We start from the raw sequence: 23,509 nt of genomic DNA on the forward strand, positions 1-23,509 counted from the left end.
AGAGATCAGGACCATCTAATTATGCATACGCACCCTTCTTAATCGTTTTATCTTCACTATCCCCTCTCATCAGGTTGATGGGAGTTAAGATCATCTGATTGATGCAGCTACTAGATAGGGATCACGTAACAAAAAGTCCTGAGCTAATGGGATAGTGTCCTTAAGAGCAATAAAGACCATGCAACGGGTTACCTGAGCTAATGGGATAGTGCCCTAAAGGCCAGTGAAGACCATACTAAGGTGCGCCTGAGTTCATGGGATAGTGCCGTAAAGCGCTGTGGAAACATACAACGGGTCACCTGAGCTACAGAGATAGTGCATTATGCGCGCTAAACTTGAAAATGAGCTAGCTTAGGCCTGGAACGCCTCTACCTCCGCGAGAGTCGGCATGCCGTCCTGGGCGCCGAACGTCTGGACGGAGAGGGATGCCGCCTTAACCGCGAGCTGAACAGCTTCTCCGAGCGAACGTCCTGTTGCTAACCCGTAAGCGAGAGCGGCGTTAAAGCAATCTCCCGCTCCTGTCGTATCCACGACGTTGACGCGCGACGCCGGCACGGTTTGCAGCCGGCCGTCCACCAGGAAGGAGCTTCCGCTCTCCCCGCGCGTCACGATGACCGTACAGCCGTAACGGCTACTCCAGTCCTGCAAGCTTCGCTCGAGTTCCTCCTCTGACCGCGGCTCACTGCCGTAGAGGAGCGTCCACTCCGATTCGTTCGGCGTCAAATAATCCGTTAAGCCCAGCAGCTGTTCCGGCAGCGCAGATGCAGGAGCCGGGTTCAGGATCGTCGAAGCTCCGGCTGCCTTGGCGATCTCGAAAGCCGCCGCCACCGACTCCATTGGAATCTCGAGCTGGGCCAGTACGATCTGCTGTTCCTGAAGAAGCCTTGCCTGCCGCTGCACAAGATCCGCCGTGCACAAACCGTTAGCTCCCGACACCACGACGATGCAGTTGTCTTCCGGCGTATGGGAGATATGCGCGGTGCCCGTGCTTGTCCCCTCCAGCATCTCGATTGCCTCCAGGCTTACTCCGTTCCGTACCATCTGCTCCCTGATAGTGCTGCCGAATAAATCGGCTCCCACGCAGCCGATCAAGATCGTCTCCGCCGTCAGCCTGCTGCAAGCCAGCGCCTGGTTCGCTCCTTTGCCGCCCGGCACGTAATGCACCTCGTTACCGCCGATGGTCTCGCCGAGCCTCGGCAATCTCGGCATCGACACCACGATATCCATATTCAAGCTGCCCACAACCGCTATTCTAGGTTTCGTCATCAGTCATTCTCCTCCGAACAATAAAGAACTTCCGAACCAATAACTCGCACGCTCATGCTGAATTGCCACTAGCATACGTTCGACAATGGCCGATATAAACCCTGCATGGAAACCATACTACGGGTCGCCTGAGTTCAAGGGATAGTGTCGTAAAGGGCAGCACCACTGCTCCTTCGCGACCCGACGGCAAAAAAGCGTCCAATCCCAGAACGGGATCGAACGCTTCCAATTATCCGATTATTGCATGTGATCGGTCGATTACTGAGCCACCTTCGCCTGAGGCGCCTGTTCGATCTTGGCCTTCTGTCCTTCTAGCACCGGCGTTTTGCCTTCGTTGACGGCTTTGATTACCTCGAGCGGAAGCTTCGGCTTGCGGTCGAAGGTGAGCAGACCGTTAATTTCCTGCTCCACATCCGTTAATTGCGTATAGCAATAGCCTTGAATCGCCTTGGACTGAATGATCGGCTGCACGACATCGAGCAGCCTTCGCAGGAAATCTTCCTCGTCCGCCGCAGCCGAATACCCCCAGCCTGCCGAGTCGCCCTTGCGGAAGGAGATTCCCCCGAATTCGGAGAGATGAACCGGCTCGCCGTTGTAAGGGTAACCCGGAACGTAGATCCATCGGTTTTGCGCGATGCTGTCTACGGCGGACCTTGCCGTCGCGTAACGCTCCGCAAGCACCTCTCGCCGCCATTCGTAATCGTGAATCGTCGCGATGTCGGATTTCGTGTGCTCCCACCCATCATTCGATAACACTAACCGGGTGGCGTCCAGCGATTTCGTCAAATAATACATCGCCAGCGTATGCTCCTGCTGCCGCTTGTCGATCAGCATGTTCGGGACGCCCCAGCTTTCGTTGATCGGCAGCCAGACGACAATGCATGGATGGTTGTAATCGCGCTTTACGGCTTCTTGCCATTCCTGCGTGATGCGTCGCACGTACGTTTCGGAGAATTGATAGGCGTTCGCCATCTCTCCCCAAACAAGCAAGCCCAGCTTGTCGCACCAATAGAGATAACGGGGATCCTCGATCTTCTGATGCTTGCGAGCGCCGTTAAAGCCCATAGCTTTGGTCAGCTCCACGTCGCGGCGCAGCTCGTCGTCCGAAGCGGCCGTCAGAAGCCCCCCAGGGAAGTAGCCCTGATCGAGCACCAGCTTCATGTAATAAGGACGATTGTTTAGGCAGACCTTGCCGTCCTCGATCGATATTTTGCGCATGCCGAAGTAGGTGTCGACCTCATCCAGCAGCGCGCTCCCATCGTATAGCCGAAGCGTCATATCGTACAAATTCGGCTTCTCGGGCGACCACCAGCGGCCAAGACCGTGATCGTTAAAATCATGGAGCTTGATCGTCCGGGATTCCTCTTCTCCGTTCAGAGCGAACAGATCCTCCGATACGGGCTCCCCCTGGAACGTGATGGAGAGCTTTAGCAGTAGTCCCTTCTTCCAGCCTTCCGTGAAGACGCGAACGCCGATCTCGTTGCGGTCGATATCGGGGGTCAGCATCGTTCTCTCGATGTAGGAGCCGGTGACGGCTTCCAACCATACGGTCTGCCATATGCCCGTCGTCCGCGTGTAGAACACCATCTCGGACTGTTCCTTCCAGTACTGCTTGCCACGAGGAAGCGTCACGTCTTTACTGTAGTCCTTCGCTCTGACGACGATCTCGTTCTCTCCCTCGCGGGCAACCGTCGTGATCTCCGCCGTGAACGGCGTATGTCCTCCTTCGTGGTAAGCGACGAGATGCCCGTTCACCCATACCCATGCCGCATAGTCGACTGCTCCGAAATGAAGCAGAAGCCGCTTGCCCGCATAGGCTTCCGGCATCTGGAACGTCCTGCGGTACCAGACCAGATCATGTATCTCTTTCTCTCCGATTCCGCTGAGCTCGCTTTGGTAGCAGAAGGGCACTTGTATCGTGCGCTCGAAGCTGCGTCCCGTATGCCACCCGTCGCGCGCGCCTTCGTCCGAATCGTCGTACCGGAATTCCCAGCTGCCGTTAAGATTAAGCCATTCCCGCCTCTCGAACTGCGGGCGGGGGTATGCGCTCTCCAAGATGGTTTCCTTCATATTCTCTTCTCCTAGCCGATCCTAACGATCGTGTTGTATATTCTTTTTCTGTTTGCTTCATTGAATGGACGTTACGTTCAAGTCGCCAAGCGTCATATCGGATGCGTTATTCGAACGCAGGCCAACCTTCCCCTGCATGAAAGCGTCCGGATCGTCGTAAGTGAGCACAGGCTCTTTCTCGTCGCCAATATAAACCTGAATTTTACCACCAACCGCTTCGATCGCGAGCTTTTCGGAGCTCCCTCGGGGCAGCTTGATCTTCTCGGCAGCCACCATTGTGGAATCGTAATTGAGCTTGTGCAGCTCCAGCTTGCTTGGCGTCACCGCCAGGAAGTAGCCCATAAGCGAATCCGTTACTTGATCCGGGAAGTCGGATTCGTTCGTTACGCGGAAGAGCACGCCCGCTGCTCCGGACGCTTCCGGGCCAAGTTTGACGCTTGTTTCGATTCGGTAATCGGACCACCGTTCGCTGCCTCCGTACAGCTTCGCGTCGCTGAACGATACGCCCGCATACTCCGAATCCGTCGAATCCCATAATCCATGGATCTGGTCGGAAGCGGCATCCTGAAGCACCCGCTCCTCCGAGAACCTCGTATCGTCGACCGCGCGGAATGCCAGCCGTTTCAGCTCCAAGCCGCCGCTCTTCGCCTTCAGCGTAACGGTATGGATGCCGGCTTCCAGCTTCACGTTGCCTGCATGAACCTTCACCCATTCGCTCTCGCCCGCCGCTTCCTCATCCGCTGAAATGGTGAACGTGGCTGCCGTCTCGTCATCGACAAGCAGCTCAAGCTTGCGCTTGTCCGTTCCGGCCGCCACCGTGAGATCTAATCCGTACGTTCCCGCCTCGGATACGTTCACGATATACCGCAGCCAATCGCCGTCGCTGTTTAACCGTATGGCGTAAGCACCATCCGAAGCCAGCCGGAGATCGGTGCCGTCGGCCTGCCTCCATTCCGATGCGGATGACCGCTCCTTCACCGAGAAGCCTCTGCTCTCGCCCCGCAAATAATGCACGGCTTCGATTGTCCCCGGGAGAGCCTTCGTCGTTTCGAAATCGCTGCTTCCGCCAACCAGATTGGAGAAGGCGGTATAAGACAATTCCGGTTCGCCACCGCTATGCCGGTAGCCGATCCGGCCTCCGCCAAAATCCGAATCTTGCTGCTCGATTTTATTCAAGCCGTCGAAATAGACGCGAGTGACTCCTACCCCGTTCTCCACCCGAATCGTATGCAGCTTCGAAAAATCCGTGTCGTCCGGCAGCCCCGCTTCGGCCATGATCGTCTCCGTCCCTTCGTGAACGGCGACCAACCGAAGCTTTCTTTCGCTTTGCGAGATTTCCGCCATCCCGTAGTTCGACTCGTCCGCATGCGAGAATATCGCGGCCACCTTGGTATCCGCCGCCAGACCTCGAACATTGAATTCCGCCGTAAAGTCGGCTTCGGATGAGCCTGGGCTCAGAATCCGCAGCCCTTCTTCCGACTCCGTCCGCTCCCATTCCCCTAGTCCCGCGCTTGGCCGTCCTTCGAAGGCCGGCCTGCCCGGATACGGCTGCTCGTAGTTGGTAGGCCCAACCGCGTCCATGATGTCGCCGTTGAATACGAGCCGGTCGATGTTCATCTGCCTCACGGGCGGACCTTCGGCCGAACGGCCCACTAGATTATGATAGACGAGATAATGCGAATCGAGATCCGGGCCCATCACCGTCGAGCTGTGTCCGAGTCCGAAGAAGTCCGGCTTCGTGCTGATGACGATCGGATTGTTGTCCGGCACCTTGTACGGCCCCGTCGGGGACTCGTCTGATACCGCGTAAGCGATCCTATACCCTTTGCTGAACACATGATTGCCGGTGAACGTCATGTAATATTTGCCGCCGCGCTTGATGATCATCGAGCCTTCCGTCCAATGGCCGAGGAACGTGCCCGGGATCGGGGCTCCGAAGCCGAACGCGGCCGGATCGTTCATCGGCACGCCGACGATCCCTTCGGTTCCCGCGTGGGTGAACGTCCATGAGCCGTCGTCGTCGATGAAAACGGAGCCGTCAATGCTCATCCCTAGGTTTTCGGTAATCCGCTCGAAAGGACCGGTCGGCGATTCGCTTCGGAACACGTAGTGTCCCCGTCCCGCCGGGGAGGTGTACAAGTAGAAGTAGCCGTTCCAGTACGTCACTTCCGGAGCGTAAGCGCCCGTCGAGACGGGATCCTCCGTGACGAGCCCGGCATAGCTCCAATTGACCAAGTCTTCCGACTTCCACGCTTTAATGCCGACCCGATGATCCTTGGTGCTGACATAGAGATAATAGCTGCCGTCATGCCGCATAACGAACGGATCCCCGTTGCCGTAATCGTCCCATTCTTCTTCCAGTTGGGGGAAAGGATTGCTGTATACCGATTCGTATTTGTTCAAATCGATCGCCTCCGGTTTGGATGTTGCCTCGCAGCCCGTCATCATAATCGCCGCCGCGAACCCGATGACGGCGGCCTTCGTGATGACCCGATCGCGAACCCGCGTCGCGCTTCCTCCGCGCTTCATCGCTTACCCCTTGATCCCGCTGATCGCGAGCGATTCGATGAAATAACGCTGACAGAAGAAGAACACCAGAATGACCGGGATCATCGCGATGACGGCGGCCGCCATGATCATTGGATAATTGGACTGCCCGATATACAGCGCCTGCATCGACGCGATCAGCACCTGAATCGTCTGATTCTCCGGCGTATGCAAGTAGATGAGCGGTCCCAGGAAGTCGTTCCAGATGCCCATGAAGCCAAGCGCCGCTTGCGCCGCGAGCGCGGGCTTCATAACCGGGAGGGCGATCGACCAGAAGATGCGCGGAAAGCTGCAGCCGTCGATCTTGGCCGCCTCGATCAAATCGTTCGGCAGCGCGCCGGATAAGTACTGGCGCAGGAAGAAAACGACGACGATATTGCCGAACAGCCCCGGAATGATGAGCGGCAGAAGCGTATCGACCCAGTTGAGCCAAGAGAAGCCGATGTACTGCGGAATCATCACGACCGAATACGGGATCATCATCGTGCCGAGCAGGCCCATAAACAGCGCGTTTTTGAGCGGGAAGTCGAATTTGCTGAACGCGTAGGACGACATCGCGCTGACGAACAAGCCGATCGTGAGCACCGTCACGACGATGATCAAGCTGTTCGCGAAGCCGTTCAGAAGCGGCGATTGCTCCCATACGTCGGAATAGTTGCCGAACGTGGCCGGCTCCGGAATCCACTTCGGCGGTATTTCGAACACGTTGCGTTGATCCTTCATCGAAGTCGACAGCGTCCATAGGAACGGCGCGATCATGAAGACCGTGCCGGCGAGCAGGATAAGGAACGACCAGATATTTGCGATTTTTTGCTGCTTCACCCGTATCCCTCCTTAATCCTGATAAACCCATTTGTTGGATAGTTTAAATTGAATAAGCGTAACGATGAAGATCAGAATGCCGAGCAGCCAAGCCGCGGCGCTTGCGTAGCCCATGTTGAAGTACTTGAAGGCATGCTCGAAAATATAAAAGACGATCGTCGCGCCGCTGTATTCCGGTCCTCCGTCAACCGCCAAAACGTAAATTTGGCTGAACGACTGGAACGCACCGATAATGCCCATGACGAGAACGAAGAAGTGAATGGGCGTCAGCAGCGGAACGGTAATTTTCGTGAATTTATGCCAGGCTCCCGCGCCGTCGATTTCCGCGGCTTCATAATAAGAGGAAGCAATGGATTGCAGACCGGCCAAATACAGGACCATATTGCCGCCGACGCCTCCCCACAGGCCGATCAGGATAAGGGACGGCTTCACCCAATCCGCGTCTCCGAGCCAATTCGGCCCTTGGATGCCGAACCAATCCCAGAGCAAGTTGTTCAGAAGTCCGTAGTCCTTGTTCAGGATCCACTGCCACAGCAAAGATACCGCGATAATTGGCGAGATGACGGGCAAATAATAAATGGTTCGCATGAACGAAATGCCCTTCAGCGGTCGGTTCATCAGAATCGCCAGCAGCAGAGAGATCACCATGCCGATCGGAATGCCGATCATGAGATAGACGGTGTTGAACAATGATTTGAATACTTTCTCGTCCTGCAGCAGCTCCTTGTAGTTGCCAAGTCCGGCGCTGGTAGGCGAGGTTAGCATATCCCAATTCTGAAAGCTGATATAGATGGAGAAAAGCATCGGCGCAAGGCCGAAAAGAAGAAAGCCGAGCACCGGCGGCGCCACGAACAGGTACAGCCAGAATAGCTCTTTTCTTCGATAGCCGGAAAACTTGGTTGTCGTCATATCCGTTCCACCTTCGTTCAGGATCGCCCGCGCCCGAGGGCGGCTTGGAAGGAAGGGAACGGCTGCGCCGAATCCCTCCCGCTCCCGTTCCCTCCGCGGTCCTACTTATTGTTCTTGTCGTACAATTCCTGCATCTGCGGCTTCATTTGAGCCGTCCAATCCTTGGCCGTCATCTCTCCGGTCCACACCTTGCTGGCGTTCTGCCAGAACGTATCGATCCATTGCGTGTCCTTGGAGCCGTAAGGAATATCCGGGCGGCCGTAATCTTGAATGATATCGAGGAAAACTTGACGATTCGCCGGCGACTTATCCATCTCGAGGAACTCACCGTTTGCCATGTCGATTAAGTTCGGAACCGCTTGGCCTAGCGTGAAGTTCTCGCGCTGACCGTCGGCGTCGAGCGACAGGAACGCCGCCAGGTCGAACGCTTCTTGAGGATGCTTCGATTTCGCCGAGATGCCGAAGCCCATGGAGCCGAGCCAAGTTGCCGTCTTGCCGGTGTTCGGGCTGGCCGGCCAAGCGGCGATATCCCAGCCGAAAGGAAGCTCCCAGAAGCCTGGTTGATCCCACGGTCCCATCGCGAACATTGCAAGCTGTCCGTTCAAGAAGCGCGTATACGCGTTCATCGCTTGCTCCGCTTCCTGGTCCGGGCTAACCTTGTGCACCAGGTTCAGGTCGGCGACAAATTGCATCGCCTCGTAAAATTCAGGTTGATCCACCTTCACTTCGCCGGCAGCGTAGTCGATAAATTCCCCGCCGTTGCCCCAAACCGCGGACTCCAGGCTATATGCGCCAACGCCGTAAACCTCGGGTTTGCCGTCGCCGTTCTCGTCGGACGTCAGCTTCTTCGCCGCGTCCAGCATGTCGTTCCACGTCCACTCGCCCGCTTTGGCCGACGGTACCGGCACGCCGGCTTTGTCGAACAAGTCCTTGTTGTACACCATCGCCCAAGGACCTACGTCCTTCGGCAGACCGTACGAATCGCCTGAGCCGATCTTCGAGCCGTCGTAACGATAACGGTCCATCGCTTGCTTCCATACGTTGTCCGGATTGAACAAGCTGGTCTGGTCCAGGTAAGGCTGAATATTAAGAAGAGTGCCTGCTTCCGCGAAACGGTAGAATTCCGCGCTGCCTACGTAGAAGACGTCCGGCGCTTTGCCCGATGCGATAAGCGTTTTCATTTTTTGCGCGTATTCGCCCGGCGGGACGGATGTATACTTCACCGTGACGTTCGGATACTTGTCTTCGAAGGATGCGATCAGCTTCTCGAATATGCTCTTTTCCGTCGGGTTGCCGTGACCCATAAACTCAATCGTGACCGGCTCTTTGTTGTCCCCCGAGCCGCTGCCGGCGTTCGTTTGCTCCTCGCCGGCATTATTCCCGGAGGGCTCCGGGGTATTGCCGCCGCCGCTGCATGCGGATGATACCAGCGTTAACGCCAGGAGCAAAACCATGGACCATTTCATTTTCCGTTTCACCATAATCCCCTCTTTTTCACATTAGAGTTTTGGAAGCGCTTTACAATGAAATAATATAATATAATGTTATAATTTTATATACTCTATTTAGTATAAAATATTAATCATCCATCTTCACCAAGCGAACAGGAACAATCGTTCTTCGGGCATCGTATTCGCCTTCGATCTGCTCCAGCAGCATCTCGACGGTAAGCCGGCACATCTCCTCTTCGTTCTGGCGAACGTGGCTCACCTGCGGGAGGTCGGGCGGGTCGAAGGTGACAAGCTCCAGCTGGTCCGGGATGGACCTCCCCAGCCGAGTGGCCGCTTGGAAGGTCGCGCGGCATAATTCGGTGTTGACCGTCATGGCCGCCGTAATCTGAGGCCTTTCCTTCAGGAACTCCCCGATCGATTCGCCTGCCCGGCCCGACACGATCAGCTCAAGCGGGATAAGGCACCATAAGCTTTTGTCGATCGAAGCTTTGTGCTCCAGATACGCCTGCTCAAACCCCTGGGCGCGCTCGTCCGTCACGGAATTCGTAATTTCAGGTGAAATGAAGGCTATTTCTGAATGGCCTTTATCAAGCAAGTAAGAGACGGCTTCCTTCGTGCCGTTCATATTGTCCGAGCTGACACTGTACGTTTTGATCTCCTTCAAGAAACGGTCGATGAGCACAAACGGAAACCGGTCGAGCGACAGCCGCAGGATGGAGTCGTTGTACGTTTCGTTCTCGACGGGGAAGATGACGAGTCCATCCACCCCTTGCTTCAGGAAGGACGCGATTACCTGGGCCTCTTCCTCCTGCGATTCCCGCGTAATGCGCAGCATAAGCTCGTAGCCGCTCGCCGACACGTACTTCTCGAGACCGTCCAGAAACCGCTGGTCGACCTTCGTCTTCATCGTCGGCAGCACAAGCCCGATTCGTCCGCTCCTGCCGGGCTCGCCATACTCTTCATAGGAGGAAGCATGCTCCGGCCTGCTCATGACGAACGTCCCTTTCCCTTGAATCCGGACGAGCAAGCCTTCTTCCATTAAGCCGATCAGCGCGTTTTTGCTCGTGATCTGGCTGACCCTGTACTTCTCGGACAGCTCCTTCTCGGAAGGAACGCGGTCGCCCTCCCGCAGCTTGCCGCGGGCGATCAAACGCTTGATATCCTGTTGAATCTGCTTGTAGAGCGGAAGCGTTTTCAGAACTATCACTACCTTCATATAAAAGTAATATATAATATATATTATTATACTATTTAGTTTGATCTGTAAATAAAAAAACCTTCGGAGGTCTCCCCCGAAGGTCATTCAAGCTGCTCTATTTCCATACGATTTGCACCGGAACGACTTCTCTCCTCGGCTCATAACGCCCCTGGAGCTGTTCTGCCAGCAGTTCGACGGTTAGCCGGCCCATCTCGTCGATTTGCTGCTCGATGTATGACACGTGCTCCAGCTCCGATTCGTCGAACGCGACGATTTCCGCCGCGGGTTCCGCGAGCTCCCGCTTCCTCAGGAGTTGATGGGCGTAACGAGCCAGCTCCGCGTTCACCGCGAACACGGCGGTTATCCCGTCCTGCCCTTCAAAGAAGGCTTGGATTCTCTCCAGGCCTTTGCCCTCGGCAAGGGTCTCGAGCTTAAGCGTGCACCAGAGCGACTTGTCGATCGGCAGCTGATGATCGGTGAAGGCCAGCTCGCAGCCCCTTGCTCTCTCGTCGGTCGCTGTATTTGTTATCTCCGGGGTCAGGTACGCGATGCGCCGATGCCCCTTCCCGATTAAGCCGGAAACCGCTTCTCTTACCCCGCCCATGTTGTCCGAGCTGACGCTGTACGTCTTGATTTCCTTCAGAAACCGGTCGACAAGCACGAGCGGCACGCGGTCGAGCGACAAGCGAAGAATCGTTTCATTATAACTGTCCTGTTCGACCGGAAATACGATAAAGCCGTGTACGCCGCGCATGCGGAAGCGCTCGATCGCGGCCGCCTCTTCCTCCGGCGATTCGCGCGTGATTCGAATAATAAGCTCGTATCCCGCTTCCGCGCAGTGCTTCTCGAGACTGTCCAGCAGCCGCTGGTCGATTCTCGTCTTCATGGACGGTAGAATAAGAGCGATCGTAACCGCCGTCTTCTCTAGCCCTGTTTTTGTCCGACCCGCGTCAACTTGTGCTGCGTCCGATTGCCGCACGAAAGTACCCTTCCCCCGATAGCGGACAAGCAGTCCTTCCTCGACAAGTCCTTTAATCGCGTTTTTGGTCGTCATCTGGCTGACGCCGTATTTCTCCGCCAGCTCCTTCTCCGACGGCACCAAATCTCCCGGACTCAGCTCGCCGGCATGGATTTTGCTAACGATGTCTTGTTGGATCTGCTGGTATAATGGCCTGCCCATCCCGTTCCTCTCTTCCGCTCCGCAATCTATATCGCCTATAAGTATATTTAGTATAACTTATTATATGCAAATTGTAAGCATATGCCGGACAGTCTGGCATTCACACCTGCCCTTTCCTCCCCATACAGTATCATAAAGGAGGATTAGGCATATGCTGTTGACCCGGTACGACATGGAGAATCGGACGGGGGACGAAGCCGAGGACTGGCATTCGGATGCCTTCCGGTTATTCGACGAGAAAATGTCCGATCCTATTCATAAATTCCCTTGCATTCCGGCCACGATCGGCCATAAGCTCGGGCACCTCCGGTACGGATTTTTGGAGGATCCCAAAGAGGTGGCGTCTGCCTCCAAGCTGGCCGCGCTTCTGGAGCAATACGGCGCCGAATCGCGTGCGTTCGGCAGCTATACGTCGTTGATCGCTATATTCAAGACGCCCGCCGATCTCGTTCGCACGCACGCGGTCGACGATTATCGTCTCCTATTCTGGGAGCTTCTGTCCAAGGTACATGCTTATGATGTTAAGGAGTGGCCTTCCGATATTCCAACCGATCCCGATCATCATGTCTGGGAATACTGCTTCGGCGGGGAAAAATATTTTATGTACTGCGCGACTCCCGCCCACCACAGCCGCGTAAGCCGTTCTTTTCCCTACTTCTTATTCGCGATAACGCCCCGATGGGTGCTGGACCGGTTTAACGCCAATCCGAAGACGGCCGCGTCAATCAAACGACAAATCAGGGATCGAATCGTCGACTACGACGGACTGGGCATCCATCCGGATTTGAATCAGTACGGCAGCGAGCACAACTTCGAATGGAAGCAATATTTCCTTGGGGACGATTCGAAGTCAGCCGCCGAGGCAGGATTGAAATGCCCGTTCGCCCATCTGCATTCCCCGAAAAAGTAAGACGCAAACAGTCGTACAACCCTCCTTGTCCGAATAGATTGTACTATTGCAGGAATCTATTCGGATCGGGAGGAACAGGAATGAGCTTATTGTTGAGTTACGTGCTGCTCGGGCTGTCGCTTGCGGCCCCGATCGGTCCCGTCAACGCCGCCCAGATGGACCGCGGGCTGCGCGGAGGTTTTTGGAACGCTTGGCTTCTCGGGCTTGGCTCGATGGCGGCGGATCTCGTATTTATAGGCGTCGTTTATTTCGGCACCGTGCATTTTCTAGAGGTTCCCCTGATCAAAACATTTCTGTGGCTGTTCGGCTGCTTCGTTCTTATTTATAGTGGAATCGACGCGTTTAAGGGCGCCGGGGAACAAAACCTCATGCGCGGCGGTCAGACGGAGACGCTATCGAAGTCGTTTCGTACAGGCTTTCTTATCTCCATATCCAATCCGCTCTCGATCATGTTTTGGCTAGGGCTTTACGGCTCCGTGCTAGCGGAAACTGCCCGAACCCACGGAACGAAAGAGCTGCTTCTGTACACGTGCGCCATTCTCGCAGGCATTATCGCTTGGGATTTTTTTATGGCGCTGACGGCCAGCTCGTTCCGCAAGCTGCTGAACGGCCCCCTTATTCGGATGATATCGTACGTGTCGGCGATTTCGCTCATCGGCTTCGGGCTCTATTTCGGCTGGCAGGCATGCCTCGTGTTGTTCCGATAGGAAGCGAGCTGCATAACCGGCAACTGATCTCCACACACTATCCTGTGCTACAAAAAATAATTGCACAGGAGATAACAAATTGAGCAAAGCTAGCAAAGAGAAGCCCATGAAATGGTGGCATTTATCGCTGCTGGGCGTTGCATGCACGATCGGCACCGGGTACTTTCTCGGAACGAGCGTAGGTATCCGAATCGGCGGACCCGCTTTAACATTTGGGTTTCTGCTGGCCGCTGCCGGCGCGTTTGTTGTTTTCGACGTGCTGGCTCGCATGACCGCAAACGATCCGAAAGAAGGCTCGTTCTGCGCGTATGCCGGAGAAGCGTTCGGGCGATGGGCCCGCTTCGGGAGCGGTTGGGTCTACTTAGCCTCGGAGCTGCTCATTATGGGCAGCCAGATGACCGCGTTATCTCTGTTCACGAGGTTCTGGTTCCCGAACGTGCCGATGTGGATTTTTGCCTCGATATACGGCGTGCTGGGCTTAGGCGTCATTTGGATCGGCACCAAAGGCTTCGAGAGAACAGAGCACATTCTCGCCGCGATCAAGCTTTCCGCCATCGTCGTATTCATCGCTTTGGCCGTCTGCGCGCTGTTCGGCTTATTCGGCAAAGCCGAAACCGCCCCGTCATGGCCCAAAGCTTTTTTCCCTGCCGGTCCGCTAGGCGCTTGGTCCAGCTTGATTTTCGCCTTCTATTCGTTCGGCGGCATCGAGATTATGGGACTCATGGCCATTCGGCTAAAGGATCCGAAGGAAGCGCCGAAGGCGGGAAGGCTGATGATCTCAACCCTTACCGCGCTGTACGTCGCCTCGATGCTTCTTGTCTTTACTTTGGTGCCTTGGGATAGCATCAAATCGCAAAAAAGTCCTTTTATCGAGTCGCTGAAAGGTTACGGCCTTGCCTTTGTCCCCCACTTGTTCCACGGCGTGTTCATCGTGGCGGGCTTCTCGACCATGGTCGCTTCCTTGTTCGCGGTCATCACGATTCTGACGACGCTGGCCAAAAACAAAGACGCCCCTCCCGTTCTGGCGAAGACGGGCAAAGGCAAAAAGAAGCAGCCTTATTTCGCCATCGCGGTTACAGCCGGGGCGATGGTTGTCTCCGTCGTGCTTGCCCTCCTCATGCCGGACGAGCTCTATGAATACATCACGACCGCCGCGGGGCTGATGCTGCTCTATAATTGGACCTTCATCCTGTTCACGTCCGGCAAGCTGCTGGACTTGTCTGCTTGGGGACAAACGAAGCGGTGGACGGGCGTCGTGATCATCTTGCTTGCGGTCAGCGGCACCTCGCTCCATCATACGAGCAGGCCGGGCTTCTTCATCAGTATGGGTTTTGTGGTGCTTATCGGGGTCGTTACGATCTTCATGAAGAGAGTTTGGAAGAAAAAAGGGACGGACACCGTCGAAACCGGGTAGCGGTACGACAAAAGGCGATGCAAGCCTAAGCTGCATCGCCTTTTTGGTTATTAGCGGGCTGTGAGCGGCCGCGGTTATTTTCTCATATAGCTGATCGCCACCGTCTTCGGACCCGTGTGGGAGCAAATCGTGCAGCCGCCTTCGATGACGATGATTTCTTTGACGGAGGTGTGCTCGAGCAAGTAGCTTCGCATGAACTCAGCCGCCTTCTCCGCGACCGTCTGGGCGATAACGATCAAATTCAGGTCAATATGCTGAATGTTCTCCACAACGTTCTGCATGACGTTTTCGAGCGCTTTCTGCGTTTTGCCCCTGTACTTCTTCGTCGACACAATCAGCCCGCGCTTAATCCCGAGAACAGGCCGGATCTGTAGCATGCTGCCGATCATGCTCTGGATGCTGGAAACCCGGCCTCCTTTGTGCAGATAGTCGAGGCGATCGATAAGAATATCGATTTCTACACGGTCCCTGCGCTCCTCGATGGCCGCAACCGTGTCCGCGATGCTTACGCCTTGCTCCAGCATGCGCGCCGCCATGATGACCAGCATGGCGTAACTCGCCGACAGATGGGTGGAATCCACGATCGTGACCTTGCCTTCCGGCATTTCTTCCATGGCGATTCTAGCATTCTGATAGGTTGAAGAAACCTCGGCCGACATGCTGATATACAAGACGCTATCGCCGTTCGCGGTCGCCTCATGGAACGCCTTCATGAAGTCGTTCGGAGACGGAGCCGCGGTCCGCGGAAGCACGCCTGTGTCGTCCACGCGCCGGTAGATGTCCTCCGTCGCGATGTCGACGCCGTCCCGGAAGCTCTGCTCGCCGAAAATGATATAAAGCGGCACGATCGTAATGCCGTATTTCCGAATCCACTCTTGCGGAAGATCGGAAACGCTGTCTGCGAATAATCGGATGTTGGTCAACACGCTTCCTCCAATCGAATCTTTTATCCCAATCAGTATATAATAGATTCGACTCGAAAGAAATGAGAGAGCTTCGAAAAAACGACAAAATTCGAGGTTTCCGTCACTCCGGATCGGGCAGCTTCGTTTTGGCGATTCTCTGATCCATGGCCTCGTATTCCTCGTAACGGATCGTCTCGTACAGCTCCTTGCGCGTCTGCATCTCCCCCAGCATGGCGGCTTGCGATCCGTTCCTCTTCATTTCTCCGTACACCCGCTCGTAAGCTTTGGCCGCAACTCGGAGCGAGGTAACCGGATAGATGACCATCTTAAAGCCCCAGCTTTGGAACTGCTCGGCCGTATAATAAGGGGTGCGGCCGAATTCGGTCATATTGGCGAGCAGCGGGCAGGAGACCGCCTCGCCGAAACGCCGGAATTCCGCTTCGCCCTCGAGCGCTTCGGGGAAGATGCCGTCCGCGCCCGCCTCCAGATAAAGGCGGGCCCTGCTGACCGCCTCCTCCAGTCCTTCGACGCTTCTCGCGTCGGTGCGGGCGATAACGAGCAGCGATGGACTCGCCTCCTTGATCGCGCGTATTTTTTGCGCCATTTCTTCGGGGGACACCAGCTTCTTGCCATTCAGATGACCGCATTTCTTCGGCATCTCCTGATCCTCGATCTGGACGGCCGCCGCCTTCGCTTCTACCATTTCCTTGGCGGCTCTTGCCGCGTTCAGAATGCCGCCGAAGCCGGTATCGATATCCGCCAGCACGGGCAGTCCCGTCGCCCTCACGAGCTCGCGGACGCGGTCCGCCAGCTCGAGGGAGTAGACGAGGCCGAGATCCGGCAGCCCTCGGCTTGCCGTATATGCGGCCCCGGACAAATACAGGGCTTGAAACCCGCTTCGCTTGGCGATTCTGGCCGCCATGCCGTCATGCGCGCCGGGAATTTGGAGCACTGACTCGCCCGTTATCAGCTCCCGGAATCTCTCGGCCAGCTCGCGCTGCTCTGGTTCTCTCTCAATTAACCAAGACATAGACGCCTTCACCACCAACCCTTATTGTCAAAAGACTCATATGACCAGCATCTCCATAAACCGCGTCACCGGCATCTCGGGCAGCCTGACCGGATCAAAGCCGGCGGTCAATATGTCGGCGGCGCGCTTCCGCGGAAAACGGGTCAGCAGGCTGGCTTCGCACTTTTCGATCACCTTCGGCAGTCCTTCGCCGCGCCGCCTGCGGTGACCGATCGGGTAATCGCAGACGATCTTCTCCGAGGATGTCCCGTCCCGGTAATGGATTTGGACCGCATTGGCAATCGAACGCTTCTCCGGATCCATATAATCCCGACTGTAGCCCTCGTCGTGCACGACGGTCATCTTCTCCCGCAGCGCGTCGATACGCGGATCGCGTGCGGCTTCTTCCTCGTAATGGTCGGCGGTGAGATGGCCGTGAATGAGCGCCGCCGCCACCATGTACTGCAGGCAGTGGTCGCGATCGGCCGGATTATGGAGCGGCCCCTTCTTGTCGATGATCCGAATCGCGGATTCATGCGTCGTCAAGGTAATGCCCGCTATATCGTCCAAGCGGTCCTTCGCCGAAGCATGGAGGGCAAAAGCGCATTCCACCGCGGTCTGGGCATGGAACTCCGCGGGGAACGATATTTTGAGCAGCACATTCTCCATCACATACGTCCCAAGCGGCCGGGCAAGCGTAAGCGGCTTGCCACCGAACAAAACATCCTGGAAGCCCCATCTTGGAGCGGAGAGCGCCGTCGCATAACCCATTTCGCCGCTTTGCGCCATAAGGGCGTGCCGGACGGCCCTGCTTGTCGCGTCCCCCGCCGCCCACGATTTGCGGGAGCCGGTATTGGGCGCATGGCGGTAGGTTCGCAGGCTTCCTCCGTCCAGCCAAGCGTTGGATACGGCGTCCGCGATTTCTTCGCGAGTCAGCCCAAGCATCGCGGCCGACACCGCGGTCGAAGCGATGCGAACGAACAGCACGTGATCCAGGCCAACCCGGTTCATGGCGTTATCGAGCGCGAGCACGCCTTGAATTTCATGCGCTTTGATCGCGGCGGTCAAGACGTCTCTCATGAGAAGCGGCGGGCGTCCGTCGGAAGCCGCCGTTCGGCTCAAGTAATCGGCCACGGCGATAATCGCCCCCAGATTGTCGGAAGGATGTCCCCATTCGGCCGCCAGCCAGGTGTCGTTGTAATCGAGCCAGCGGATCAGGCAGCCGATGTTGAAGGCCGCGTGGACGGGATCCAGCTCGAGACGCGTGCCGGGCACCCTTGCGCCTCCGGGCAGGACCGCGCCCGGCACGATAGGCCCGATATGCTTGGCGCATTCCGGATATCTTAGCGCCAAGACGGCGGTGCCGATGGAGTCCATCAGCACGTACTGCGCGATACGATACGCTTCTTCGCTAGCTGGTTGATAGCTGTACGCGTAATCGGCGATGTCCGCGATCAGCTTATCCGTTTTCTTGTTCGTTTCCACCGTTTGGATCCGCCTCCCTCTCCGCGCCGCGCCCGACCCGCAAGCCTCGCGGCCCCGTATAGCGGACTCTCGGCCGAAATAATCGGTTGTTCTCATGCTGCTCCATGACATGGGCGCACAGACCGGCCGTGCGCGCGGCAAAAAACACCGGCGTGAACAGCGGCGTCGGGATGCCAAGCAAATGATAGACCGGCGCCGCGTAATAATCGAGATTGGGGAACAGCTTTTTTTCGCTGGCGACAATCGTTTCGCCGACGACGCACATCCGTAGAAGCCGGTCGTCTCCCCGTTCCGCGGACAGCTCTGCAAGGGCCTCCTTCATTAGAAGCGCCCGAGGATCGGGCTTCTTCATGTAGACGCGATGGCCGAAGCCCATAATCCGTTCCTTGGCCGCAAGCTTGCTCCGGACAAGAGTCTCCATCCCGGCTTCCGTCTCCGCTTCGAGCAGCATATCCATCACCGCTTCGTTCGCCCCTCCGTGCAGCGTTCCCTTCAACGAGGCTACTCCTCCCGAGAGAGCGCCGTAAACATCGGAATGGGTCGAGGCGATCACGCGCGCGGCGAACGTAGAGTTCGGCATCTCATGCTCGCTGTAAGCAATCAGAGATTGGTCGAACAACCTCGCCTCTAGCTCGCTTGGCTCCCTGCCCGTCAGCAGGTACAAGAATCCTGCCGAATAGGGCAGGTCCGCGCGCGGAGCCAGTGGCTCGTGCCCCGTTACAATACGGTAGCCGTTCGCGCAAAGCTGCGGCACCTTGGCGAGAAGCCGGACCGCCTTGCGGCGATTCGCCTCCCGCGACCGGTCATCCAGCTCGGGGTCATAGCTTGATAGCGATGAAATGCCCGTCCGGAGTACATCCATCATGTTCGCGTCTTTGGGAAGAAGGGCGAGCAGACGATAGATGGCATCATTCATGCCGTATTCCGCTTTCAACCGTTCCTCTAGCGCCTCCTTCTCATCTACGCCAGGCAAACTGCCGTCAAGCAGCAAGCCGGCCACCTCCAAATAACCGGCCTGTCGGGCAAGCTCCATCAAATCATAGCCCCGAATAATGATCTGCTCGTTCTCCACGTCCAAATAAGAGATCGAAGTTTCGCTGGCGATTACGTTTTCGAGCCCGGGTACATAATCGGATTCTCGCATTATCCTGTCCCTCCTCCATGCATCAAGATTCCTTGAGCACATGCTTCGAAATGACGAGGCGCTGGATTTCGTTCGTCCCTTCATAGATTTGCGTCACCTTGGCGTCGCGGAACAATCGCTCGACCGGATAATCCCGCATATAGCCGTAGCCGCCATGTATTTGTACCGCCTCGGCCGCGGCATGCATGGCGGCGTCCGAGCAGAACCGCTTCGCCATCGAAGCTTCCTTCGGACAGCGGATCCCTCGGCTCCGCAGCGAGGCCGCCTGGTAGAGAAGCAGCCTTGCCGCTTCAATATTGGTCGCCATGTCGGCGAGCTTGAACGCGATAGCCTGATGCTCGGCGATCGGCTTGCCGAATTGGCGGCGCCGCTTCGCATATTCGATCGAATAGCCGAGCGCGGCTTCCGCGATGCCGAGCGCCTGGGCGGCGATGCCGATCCGGCCGCCCTCAAGATGATCGAGGGCAATTCGGAGCCCTTCGCCCTCCGCTCCTAGAAGCTGGCTCGCCGGAAGCGCGACATCCTCGAAGACGAGCTCCGTCGTGCTGGAGCCATGAAGTCCGAGCTTACGCTCGCTCCGGCCAACCGACAGCCCCGGCGTCCCCCGCTCCACGATAAAAGCGGATAAACGCTTTGCTCCTTTCGTATGGTCCGTTACGGCGAAAGTAAGGAACGTGTCTGCATAGCCGCCATTCGTAATAAACGTTTTTATGCCGTTCAGCACGTATTGCTCTCCTCGCTTCTCGGCTGTCGTTCGAATGCCGGACGCGTCGGAGCCGGCGCTCGGCTCCGTGAGGGCGAACGCCCCGATGAATTCTCCTGCCGCAAGCTTGGGCAGATAACGCCGCTTCTGCTCCTCGTCGCCATGGCTGAGGATCGGCTGGGTCGCCACGGAAGCATGCACGGACAAGATGACGCCGACCGCGGCGCTCACCCGGGATATTTCGTGAATCGCGATGATCGTGGACAGATAATCCGCCCCCGCGCCGCCCCACTGCTCGGGTACGGCAATTCCCATCAGCCCCAGCTGCCCCATCTTCTTCACGGCCGCAAGGGGGAATTCATCCTTCTCCTCCATAACCGGAACGAGCGGGGCAATCTCGCGCCTGGCGAAATCCCGCACCATTCGGCGCAGCGCTTCTTGCTCCTCCGTGAACGAGAACATGCGGCATCCTCTCCTTATTCGTAGCTGTAAAATCCGCGTCCCGTCTTACGTCCAAGCCAGCCTGCGCGAACATACTGACGAAGCAGCGGACATGGCCGGTATTTGGAGTCTCCGAATTCAACGTGCAGCACCTCCAGAATCGACAAGCAGGTATCGAGCCCGATAAGATCCGCCAGCGTGAGCGGGCCCATCGGATGCCGCATGCCGAGCGTCATGATGCCGTCGATCGCATCGCGTGAAGCCACCCCCTCGTATAGACAAAAAACGGCTTCGTTGATCATCGGCATCAGCACCCGATTCGAGACGAAGCCGGGGAAGTCGCGAGCCTCGATCGGGTTCTTCCCTAACCGCACGGCAAGCTCACGGATGAGCGCGGTCGTCTCGTCCGAAGTCGGAAGGCCGCGGACCACCTCGACAAGAGGCATAACCGGTACCGGGTTCATAAAATGCATTCCTATAACGCGGTCCGGACGCTTCGTCACTCCTGCAAGACGCGTAATCGACAGCGAGGACGTGTTGCTAGCCAGGACGGTCGAGCTGGCGCAAATTGCATCCAGTCGGCGGAACAGCTCTGTTTTCACGGCAATGTCCTCGCTGATCGCTTCGATGACGAGATCCGCGCCAGCGGCGTCGCCAAGAACGGCAGTAGGAGTAATCCTCTCGATGATCTGGCCCGCTTCTTCTTCGGTCCTGCGTCCCTTATCGACCTCGCGCCGCAGCATTGTTCGAATGCTCTCTACGCCTCGAACCGCGCGGGCATATTCGATATCGTGCAGCAGCACCTGCAAGCCCGCCGCGGCTGCTGTCTGAGCGATGCCGCTGCCCATCTGCCCGGCCCCCGCAATCATCATTCGATTGATGTTCACGACTGATCCCTCCCGCATATCGAATCGTACGCTTCCATATGACGGTTACCCTTCTACCTTCAAGAGAACGGCGTCTCCCTGCGCGGTTCCGCTGCAAATGGCCGCTATGCCAAGTCCTCCCCCCCTTCGCCTAAGCTCATAGATTAGCGACATGACGATGCGCGCCCCGCTCGCGCCGATAGGATGCCCCAGCGCAATCGCTCCTCCGTTCACGTTCACAAGGTCGGGCTTCCAGCCGACCAGCTTGCCGCTAGCGAGCACGACCGCGGCGAACGCTTCATTAATCTCAAACAGCGCAATTTCCTCCAAACCCACTCCCGCAGCCGAGAGCAGCTTTCGAACGGCATGCCCTGGAGCTTCGGCAATTCTCTCCGCTTCGAGAGCAACCTCGGCATGCCCGATTATCGTGGCAAGCGGACGGATGCCCCGCGCTCGCGCAGCCCCCTCCGCCATGAGTACTAGCGCCGCGGCTCCGTCGTTTACTCCCGGCGCATTGCCGGCCGTTACCGTCCCGCGCTCGCCGAATAAAGGCGGCAGCTTTGCCATCGCGGAGATGCTCGCGTCTCTTCGCGGCGCTTCGTCCATGTCCGCGATCGAAGCTTCGCCTTTTGCTCCTTGTGTGCGAACAGGGACAATCTCTTCCGCCAGCTTGCCCTCTTCAATCGCTTTAACAGCACGCTGATGGCTGCGAAACGCCCATTCGTCCTGAGCTTCCCGTGATATGCCGTGTACCTCCGCCGATTCGTCTCCGTATACTCCCATATGAACCGTCCCGAAGGGGCAGGTCAGACCATCATGCAGCATGAGATCCAGCGCTTGGCCATGCCCCATCCGGCTGCCCCATCGGTAGCCCTTCAGCCCATAAGGCGCACCCGACATGCTTTCCATTCCTCCGGCCACGATAACGCTTCCATCTCCAGCGCGGATGATTTGATCCGCTAGCGTGACGGCCCGCATTCCCGATGCGCAAACCTTGTTTAACGTCTCCGACGCCGTCTCCCAAGGCAGTCCCGCCTCTCTTGCCGCCTGTCTCGATGGCACCTGCCCCGCTCCGCCCTGAATCACCATGCCCATAATCGCCTTTTCGATGTCGCCTGACTCGAGACCGGCCCTCTTCACCGCCTCGCCGATTGCCGCTCCGCCCAGCTGGACGGCCGAGACATGCTTTAGCACCCCGCCGAACCTTCCAAAGGGCGTCCTTGCCGCTCCGACCACAACCGTACGCTCCGCCATCCCACCCACTCCCCGTTACTCGGCTTACTTATTCCTATGCTCTGGGACGAGATTCTCAGAAATCGGCTCCAAGAAAAAAAGACAAAACAAGCACCACCCCAGAGGGGCAATACTCGCCTTGTCTATTTCGACGTCTAACGACATTACGACTATTGCAGTTCGTATTGTTCAATCATCTTGCGGCTGCTGCAGTCCTAGCCGCCATTCTTCTTACGGCTTTTGCAGGCCATATTCACGAATCGTCCTGCGGCAGCTGCTGTCCATAATCGCCATTCATCTTATGGCTTCTGCAGTCCGTATTCGCCAATAATCTCGTACATTGGCGATTCATGCATCCGGGTGCGCATTAGCACAATCCGGTCCGCCGTCCAACCTGCGCCGGAAGGCATCTCGGCCAGCAACTCTCGCGGAAATGGCGCCGCTCCTTCGCCATAGCTTCGCGCCAGCGTGATATGCGCAGTATAACGACGCTCCTCGGGAATAAACCCTAGCGGTTGCGTCGCGTGAACGACTCCCCGGTGCAGCTCCTGCAGCTCGGCCAGGTCGCCGGCAATATCCGACCATAACACTCGGGGAGCAACGGACGGCCCAAACGTCCCGCCGCCGTTCAACCGAAGACTCATCTCATTCACGCGAACGCCTTCAAGCGCATGGCGAAGCTCCCCTAATCGGGCTTCCTCCAATTCGCCCAGAAACTGCAGCGTAATGTGGTAGTCCTGCGCATGCACCCACTTGCGGAACGGCAACCTCGGACGTTGGGTATGCACCCACTCGCTTAATTCGTCCGCGGCCGCCCCCCTCACGGGCAAAGCGACAAACAAGCGCACAAGTACCAGCCTCCTTTAGCCAAATAATCGGTCTCAACACCAGCATTCCCTAGTTAACCGATTCCTTACCATCTTTTTAAACCCCGCTATATAATCCCCGTTCCATCCGTATCCCGACGCTCACTCGACACTCACTAGTTTTTCACGTACTCCCCCGTGCCTGCCACACGTCTCATACTTCACTATTCCTATTCCCGTTCGTACTCTTACTCTTACTCTTACTCTTACTCTTACTCCCTTTCCGACTCTTGCTAATTTGGCTTTTATACACTCTCCCATCAGCTCAGGTAATTGGTTATCGCAAGCCAACGGAAAAATAGCATACAACTCGATAATTCCGGAATCACAATATATAAATAGAACCTTGAACCTCATTCATAAATATGTAATAGAGTTCCCGT

General features: G+C 56.8%; 19 protein-coding genes. 3 read left to right on the plus strand and 16 right to left on the minus strand.

From position 1 onward, the window contains the following. Nucleotides 1-351: 351 nt before the first annotated feature. The 8 genes from rbsK to NQZ67_RS08075 form a co-directional block, all read right to left on the minus strand. Nucleotides 352-1,266, minus strand: coding sequence for a ribokinase (rbsK, locus tag NQZ67_RS08040; protein WP_257444429.1), 915 nt, complete (start codon nt 1,264-1,266; stop codon nt 352-354). 258 nt (nt 1,267-1,524) lie between these two features. Then, nucleotides 1,525-3,336: a glycoside hydrolase family 2 protein gene (locus tag NQZ67_RS08045; protein ID WP_257444431.1), complete on the minus strand. Its 1,812-nt coding sequence runs from the start codon at nt 3,334-3,336 to the stop codon at nt 1,525-1,527. A gap of 57 nt (nt 3,337-3,393) precedes the next feature. Then, the gene (locus tag NQZ67_RS08050; RefSeq protein ID WP_257444432.1) at nt 3,394-5,865 is read right to left on the minus strand and encodes a family 43 glycosylhydrolase; all 2,472 of its coding nucleotides are present in this window, start codon (nt 5,863-5,865) and stop codon (nt 3,394-3,396) included. 3 nt (nt 5,866-5,868) lie between these two features. Then, the gene (locus tag NQZ67_RS08055) at nt 5,869-6,705 is read right to left on the minus strand and encodes a carbohydrate ABC transporter permease (protein ID WP_257444433.1); all 837 of its coding nucleotides are present in this window, start codon (nt 6,703-6,705) and stop codon (nt 5,869-5,871) included. Between the two features lie 12 nt (nt 6,706-6,717). Next, nucleotides 6,718-7,614: a carbohydrate ABC transporter permease gene (locus NQZ67_RS08060; RefSeq protein ID WP_257444434.1), complete on the minus strand. Its 897-nt coding sequence runs from the start codon at nt 7,612-7,614 to the stop codon at nt 6,718-6,720. A gap of 101 nt (nt 7,615-7,715) precedes the next feature. Beyond that, nucleotides 7,716-9,095, minus strand: coding sequence for an ABC transporter substrate-binding protein (locus NQZ67_RS08065; protein WP_257444436.1), 1,380 nt, complete (start codon nt 9,093-9,095; stop codon nt 7,716-7,718). A gap of 97 nt (nt 9,096-9,192) precedes the next feature. Beyond that, complete coding sequence (locus NQZ67_RS08070) at nt 9,193-10,263, minus strand: GntR family transcriptional regulator (protein WP_257444581.1); 1,071 nt, start codon at nt 10,261-10,263, stop codon at nt 9,193-9,195. A gap of 115 nt (nt 10,264-10,378) precedes the next feature. Further along, nucleotides 10,379-11,443 (minus strand): GntR family transcriptional regulator, encoded by a 1,065-nt coding sequence (locus tag NQZ67_RS08075; protein ID WP_257444437.1) that lies wholly within the window; start codon nt 11,441-11,443, stop codon nt 10,379-10,381. Nucleotides 11,444-11,594: 151 nt separating this feature from the next. Here NQZ67_RS08075 and NQZ67_RS08080 point away from each other — a divergent pair, with 151 nt between their 5' ends. The 3 genes from NQZ67_RS08080 to NQZ67_RS08090 all read left to right on the plus strand — a co-directional run bounded on the left by NQZ67_RS08080 (nt 11,595) and on the right by NQZ67_RS08090 (nt 14,474). Further along, a complete protein-coding gene (locus tag NQZ67_RS08080) occupies nt 11,595-12,353 on the plus strand; it encodes a YqcI/YcgG family protein (protein ID WP_257444438.1) in 759 nt (252 codons plus the stop codon). An 80-nt stretch (nt 12,354-12,433) separates the two neighbouring features. Continuing rightward, nucleotides 12,434-13,060, plus strand: a complete 627-nt coding sequence (locus NQZ67_RS08085) for a LysE family transporter (protein WP_257444439.1) — start codon at nt 12,434-12,436, stop codon at nt 13,058-13,060. Between the two features lie 106 nt (nt 13,061-13,166). Next, nucleotides 13,167-14,474, plus strand: coding sequence for an amino acid permease (locus tag NQZ67_RS08090; RefSeq protein ID WP_257444583.1), 1,308 nt, complete (start codon nt 13,167-13,169; stop codon nt 14,472-14,474). Nucleotides 14,475-14,548: 74 nt separating this feature from the next. Here NQZ67_RS08090 and NQZ67_RS08095 read toward each other — a convergent pair whose 3' ends face one another. The 8 genes from NQZ67_RS08095 to thpR all read right to left on the minus strand — a co-directional run bounded on the left by NQZ67_RS08095 (nt 14,549) and on the right by thpR (nt 23,108). Then, nucleotides 14,549-15,400, minus strand: a complete 852-nt coding sequence (locus NQZ67_RS08095; RefSeq protein WP_257444441.1) for a DegV family protein — start codon at nt 15,398-15,400, stop codon at nt 14,549-14,551. Nucleotides 15,401-15,500: 100 nt separating this feature from the next. After that, nucleotides 15,501-16,409, minus strand: a complete 909-nt coding sequence (gene prpB / locus NQZ67_RS08100; RefSeq protein WP_257444442.1) for a methylisocitrate lyase — start codon at nt 16,407-16,409, stop codon at nt 15,501-15,503. Between the two features lie 36 nt (nt 16,410-16,445). Next, nucleotides 16,446-17,882, minus strand: coding sequence for a bifunctional 2-methylcitrate dehydratase/aconitate hydratase (locus tag NQZ67_RS08105; RefSeq protein ID WP_257444584.1), 1,437 nt, complete (start codon nt 17,880-17,882; stop codon nt 16,446-16,448). Next, nucleotides 17,848-19,020 (minus strand): citrate synthase, encoded by a 1,173-nt coding sequence (gene mmgD, locus NQZ67_RS08110; RefSeq protein WP_371825280.1) that lies wholly within the window; start codon nt 19,018-19,020, stop codon nt 17,848-17,850. Before mmgD ends, NQZ67_RS08105 begins: the two co-directional genes overlap by 35 nt. Before the next feature lie 19 nt (nt 19,021-19,039). Next, on the minus strand, nt 19,040-20,182 hold the full coding sequence (locus NQZ67_RS08115; RefSeq protein ID WP_257444445.1) for an acyl-CoA dehydrogenase: 1,143 nt from the start codon (nt 20,180-20,182) through the stop codon (nt 19,040-19,042). Between the two features lie 14 nt (nt 20,183-20,196). Next, on the minus strand, nt 20,197-21,048 hold the full coding sequence (locus NQZ67_RS08120; protein WP_257444446.1) for a 3-hydroxybutyryl-CoA dehydrogenase: 852 nt from the start codon (nt 21,046-21,048) through the stop codon (nt 20,197-20,199). A 45-nt stretch (nt 21,049-21,093) separates the two neighbouring features. Continuing rightward, complete coding sequence (locus NQZ67_RS08125) at nt 21,094-22,281, minus strand: acetyl-CoA C-acetyltransferase (RefSeq protein ID WP_257444447.1); 1,188 nt, start codon at nt 22,279-22,281, stop codon at nt 21,094-21,096. A 278-nt stretch (nt 22,282-22,559) separates the two neighbouring features. Then, nucleotides 22,560-23,108 (minus strand): RNA 2',3'-cyclic phosphodiesterase, encoded by a 549-nt coding sequence (thpR, locus tag NQZ67_RS08130; RefSeq protein ID WP_257444449.1) that lies wholly within the window; start codon nt 23,106-23,108, stop codon nt 22,560-22,562. Between the last annotated feature and the right edge of the window lie 401 nt (nt 23,109-23,509).

Source organism: Paenibacillus soyae (assembly GCF_024623455.1).
GTDB classification, from domain to species: domain Bacteria; phylum Bacillota; class Bacilli; order Paenibacillales; family Paenibacillaceae; genus Pristimantibacillus; species Pristimantibacillus soyae.

What these genes read in the sequence shown, in the direction of transcription:
- rbsK (WP_257444429.1), bottom strand. Translation starts at nt 1,266, where the DNA reads ATGACGAAACCTAGAATAGCGGTTGTGGGCAGCTTGAATATGGATATC.
- NQZ67_RS08045 (WP_257444431.1), bottom strand. Translation starts at nt 3,336, where the DNA reads ATGAAGGAAACCATCTTGGAGAGCGCATACCCCCGCCCGCAGTTCGAG.
- NQZ67_RS08050 (WP_257444432.1), bottom strand. Translation starts at nt 5,865, where the DNA reads ATGAAGCGCGGAGGAAGCGCGACGCGGGTTCGCGATCGGGTCATCACG.
- NQZ67_RS08060 (WP_257444434.1), bottom strand. Translation starts at nt 7,614, where the DNA reads ATGACGACAACCAAGTTTTCCGGCTATCGAAGAAAAGAGCTATTCTGG.
- NQZ67_RS08065 (WP_257444436.1), bottom strand. Translation starts at nt 9,095, where the DNA reads ATGGTGAAACGGAAAATGAAATGGTCCATGGTTTTGCTCCTGGCGTTA.
- NQZ67_RS08075 (WP_257444437.1), bottom strand. Translation starts at nt 11,443, where the DNA reads ATGGGCAGGCCATTATACCAGCAGATCCAACAAGACATCGTTAGCAAA.
- NQZ67_RS08080 (WP_257444438.1), top strand. Translation starts at nt 11,595, where the DNA reads ATGCTGTTGACCCGGTACGACATGGAGAATCGGACGGGGGACGAAGCC.
- NQZ67_RS08085 (WP_257444439.1), top strand. Translation starts at nt 12,434, where the DNA reads ATGAGCTTATTGTTGAGTTACGTGCTGCTCGGGCTGTCGCTTGCGGCC.
- NQZ67_RS08090 (WP_257444583.1), top strand. Translation starts at nt 13,167, where the DNA reads ATGAAATGGTGGCATTTATCGCTGCTGGGCGTTGCATGCACGATCGGC.
- prpB (WP_257444442.1), bottom strand. Translation starts at nt 16,409, where the DNA reads ATGTCTTGGTTAATTGAGAGAGAACCAGAGCAGCGCGAGCTGGCCGAG.
- NQZ67_RS08115 (WP_257444445.1), bottom strand. Translation starts at nt 20,182, where the DNA reads ATGTTCTCGTTCACGGAGGAGCAAGAAGCGCTGCGCCGAATGGTGCGG.
- NQZ67_RS08125 (WP_257444447.1), bottom strand. Translation starts at nt 22,281, where the DNA reads ATGGCGGAGCGTACGGTTGTGGTCGGAGCGGCAAGGACGCCCTTTGGA.